General features: G+C 62.0%; 2 protein-coding genes. Both read right to left on the reverse strand.

The features are described 5' to 3' along the window. Positions 1-123: 123 nt before the first annotated feature. Positions 124-3,177: an efflux RND transporter permease subunit gene (locus ACYP5B_RS14925; RefSeq protein ID WP_459570228.1), complete on the reverse strand. Its 3,054-nt coding sequence runs from the start codon at positions 3,175-3,177 to the stop codon at positions 124-126. Next, positions 3,174-4,104, reverse strand: a 931-nt coding sequence (locus tag ACYP5B_RS14930) for an efflux RND transporter periplasmic adaptor subunit (protein ID WP_459570229.1), incomplete at its 5' end; no start/stop codon positions are given. The genes ACYP5B_RS14925 and ACYP5B_RS14930, both read right to left, overlap by 4 nt.

Raw genomic sequence — 4,104 nt, forward strand, 5'->3', positions numbered from 1 at the left:
CGAGATCGATAGCGCCCGACTCTCCAGCGTTCATGAAAAGCATGCAGCCCAACGCCACCTGCCCGGCCCGCAGGGCCATACTCAATCTTTTCATCGCATTTACTCTCAACGTCACATTTGCGATCAGGCGGTCGCGGGGCGCTTGGCCCGGTACCAGGTCGCATACAAAGCGGGAAGGAAGACGAGCGTCAGCACCGTGGCAACGGCGAGCCCTCCCATGATTGCCCACGCCATGGGGCCCCAGAACACGGAATGGGTAAGCGGCACCATCGCCAGAATTGCCGCCAAAGCAGTCAGCACGATCGGACGCAGCCGTCGCACCGCCGCCTCGACGATGGCCGTCCACAGTGCGACGCCCGCGCCCACGTCCTGATCGATCTGTACGACCAGGATCACCGAGTTGCGGATAATCATTCCAGCGAGGGCGATAACGCCCAACATGGCGACAAAACCGAATGGAATCTGGAACGCGGCCATGATCGCGCTGACACCGATCAGCCCGAGCGGCGCGGTCAGCAGGACCATCGCCATCTTCTTCATGTCCTGAAGTTGAATCATCAGCAGCAAGAGCACCGCGATAATCGTCACCGGCATCACCGCGAAAACAGAGCGCTGGGCCTTCCCACTCGATTCGTAAGCGCCGCCGATCTCGATGCCATAGCCAAGCGGAAGCGCCTTTTCCAATGCGTCGATCTTCGGCTGTAGCGCACGCGTGACGTCAGGTGCCTGCGCCCCCGCGATATCGGCACGAACGGTCAGCGTTGGCACGCGGTTTCGCCTCCAGAGTTCGCTGTCCTCGCTGTCAAGCGTGAGCCGGGCCACCTGCGAGACCGGCACAAATTTGCCGTCGCGCACATAGATCTTGGCGTCCTTCAGGTTGTTCAGGTCCGTGCGCTCCGCCGCGACTAGGCGCGAGACCACGTCGACTCCCTGGTCCTCCTCACGGTACTGCGTGATTGGCGTGCCCGACAACGAGGCCTCGAGGGCTTCCTTGATCTGGCCTGAACTGATGCCTAGTGCACGCGCCTTATCCTGGTCCACATCGACCTGCACGCGCTTGATGCGTTCGCCCCAGTCCTGGTTGACCTGGCGCACGTGCGGCTCTTCGCGCATGATGTCCGCCACCTGCTGACCAATCGCACGAACCTTGACGTTGTCCTGCCCGTACACGCGGAACTGCACCGGGTATCCGACAGGCGGACCGTTCTCCAGTCGATTGACGCGGCCCCGCACATTCGGGAATCTTTCGTCGAACAGCTTCTCGAGCTTCTCCTTCGCCCGCTCCCGTGCCTCACCGCCCTTCGTCATCACCAGCATCTCGCCCAAGTTCAGATTGGGCGTCTGCACATCGAGCGGCAGGTAGAATCGTGGCGTACCGTTGCCAACAAAGCTGGTCACCGCCGCAATGTCCGGATCGCCCTTGAGCAGCCCTTCAAGCTTCTGGACCTCGCGCTGACTCGCCTCAAAGGTCGAGGCCTTCGGCATCCACAGGTCCACAATGAGTTCGGCCCGGTCAGACGCCGGAAAGAATTGCTGGGGTATCGCCTTGAACAGCACCAGTGCGCCGACGAATGCCGCGAGCGTGATGCCGAGTACCCACACGCGCTGCTTAAGGCAGAAGTCGATGAAGTGGCGGAACTTGACATAGAAGCCGCGCTGGTAGACCGCATCCTCGTCATGCGACGCGTGCGCATGCTCCTTCAACAGCTTGAAGCCGATATAAGGCGTGAAGAGGACGGCCACGATCCACGACAACAACAGTGAAATGCCCACCACCTGGAATAGGGAGTACACATATTCGCCAGTGCCCGACTTCGCAAAGCCGACCGGAAGGAAGCCCGCCGCCGTGATCAACGTGCCGGTGAGCATCGGGAAGGCCGTGGCCGTGTAGGCGTATGTGGCGGCGCGGAACTTGTCCCAGCCCTGCTCGAGCTTCAGCGACATCATTTCGACGGCAATAATGGCATCGTCGACCAACAGTCCAAGCGCAATGATCAGCGCACCCAGCGAGATGCGCTGCAAGTCGATGCCCATCACGTACATCGCCAGGAATGTCATGGCCAGCACGAGCGGGATGCTGAGCGCGACGACCAGTCCCGTGCGCAAGCCGAGCGACAGGAAGCTCACAACGAGCACAATGATCACCGCCTCGGCCAGACTCTTCTTGAACTCGAAGACGGAGTGCTCAACGATATGTGGCTGGTCGCTGACCGCATGGATCTGCACACCCACCGGCAAGTGGGACTCGATGCGTTTTACCGTTTCTTCTAGCTTTGTTCCAAGCCGGATCACGTCGCCGCCCTTGCGCATGCTCACCGCAAGTCCAATCGCCTCGTTGCCGTTGAAGCGCATCCTCGAGGTGGCAGGCTCCACAAAGCCACGACGGACGTCGGCGATATCGCCAAGGCGGAAGGTACGCTGGCCGGCACGGATGCCGATGGCGCGAATCCCTTCGACCGAGTCAAATTCGCCACTAACAGCGAGCCGCACTTGTTCCGCGGTGGTTTGCACCGTCCCGCCCGATGTCACGGCATTGGTTTGTTGGAGCGTCGACGCAATCAGTGCCGGGTCGATCCCCAGCGAGGCGAGTTTGGCGGTGGAGACTTCCACATAGATCTTCTGTTCCTGCTTGCCCACCAGGTCGACCTTGTTGACGTCGCCGACACGAAGAAACTCGTTACGCGCGGCATCCGCAATCCTTCTTAGATCGTCATAGTCGAAGCCGTCACCAGTGATGGCATAGAGGTTACCGAAGGTGTCCCCGAACTCGTCATTGAAGAAGGGGCCCTGTGTGCCCTGTGGCAGGGTGTGCCGGATGTCGCCCATCTTCTTCCGAACCTGGTACCACACGTCCGGCACTGCGCCTGGTGGTACGTCCTCGCGCAAGTTCACCTTGACCTGCGTTTCGCCCGGCTTCACATAGGTGGACGTATAGTCGATCTCCGCCACCTCTTGGAGCTTGCGCTCGATCTTGTCGGTGACCTGATCGGCCATCTGCTGCGCGGAGCTTCCCGGCCAGTACGCCTGGACGACCATGGTCTTGATCGTGAACTCCGGGTCTTCCTTCTGGCCCAGGCTGCCATATGCCAGCACGCCGGCCACGGACAACAGCAACAGCAGGAATGCGATCATCTGCTGGTGCTTCAGCGCCCATTCGGACAGGTTGATGCCTTTCACTTCACACCTCCCGCCTTGGCAACAGCTACCGCCTCGGCCACCTTCACCTGCTGGCCAGGCTGCAACATATGCACGCCGGCACTCACCACGGTTTCTCCGCCCGCCAGCCCCCCAACCACGATGACACTGTCGTTCTGCGCGGCGCCCAGCTTGACCTCACGCGCGATCACCCGCGACGTCTTCGGGTCGACCACCCACACCTGCCGGCCATGTTCATGATCGACAATGGCGGTCAGCGGCACGCGGACAACGCCGTTGCCGTCCACGTCGGGTGCTAGGACAGACGCAGTCATGCCTAGCCGCAGGAGGTCCGGATCCGCGTCCTGAATGGAAATGCGTGCCGAGTACGTCCGCGTGACGCTGTCCGCGTCCGGCGCAAGCTCCCGGAGCTTGCCCGTCCAGGACTTGTCCGGATGCGCCCATACCGTGATCGTCAGCGTCGACGCCTTACGCAGTTCGTCGACGCGCGACTCCGGAATACTGATCGAGACCTCACGTTCGCCGTCAGCCGCAACGGTTGCGATCGACTGCCCGGCTGCGACCACCTGGCCGGCTTCCGCGTTGATTGCACTGACTACGCCATCGCGGTCGGCCACGAGCGTGGTAAAACCGCGCAGGTTGGCATTCAGCTGCTGGCGCGCCTGGGCAGAACGCAGTTGTGCTTCCGCCTGGTTAAGCGCCAGCCGCTGCTGGTCCAGTTCGGCTTGCGAGGCAAAGTTCTGCGCGAGCAGTTGCTCGGTACGCCGGACATCCACCCGCGCCTGGGCTACCCGGCCCCTTGCCGCATCAGCCTCCGCACCCGCCGCGGCCACCTGCAACGTCTCCTGGGTGGGATCGAGCTGGAACAACGGCTGGCCGCGCTTGACGTGGCTGCCCACTTCCACCATGCGCGCGACGATCTTGCCGGCTGTGCGGAATCCCAGTTGA

The sequence above is a fragment of the Cupriavidus sp. 8B genome (genome assembly GCF_054589115.1).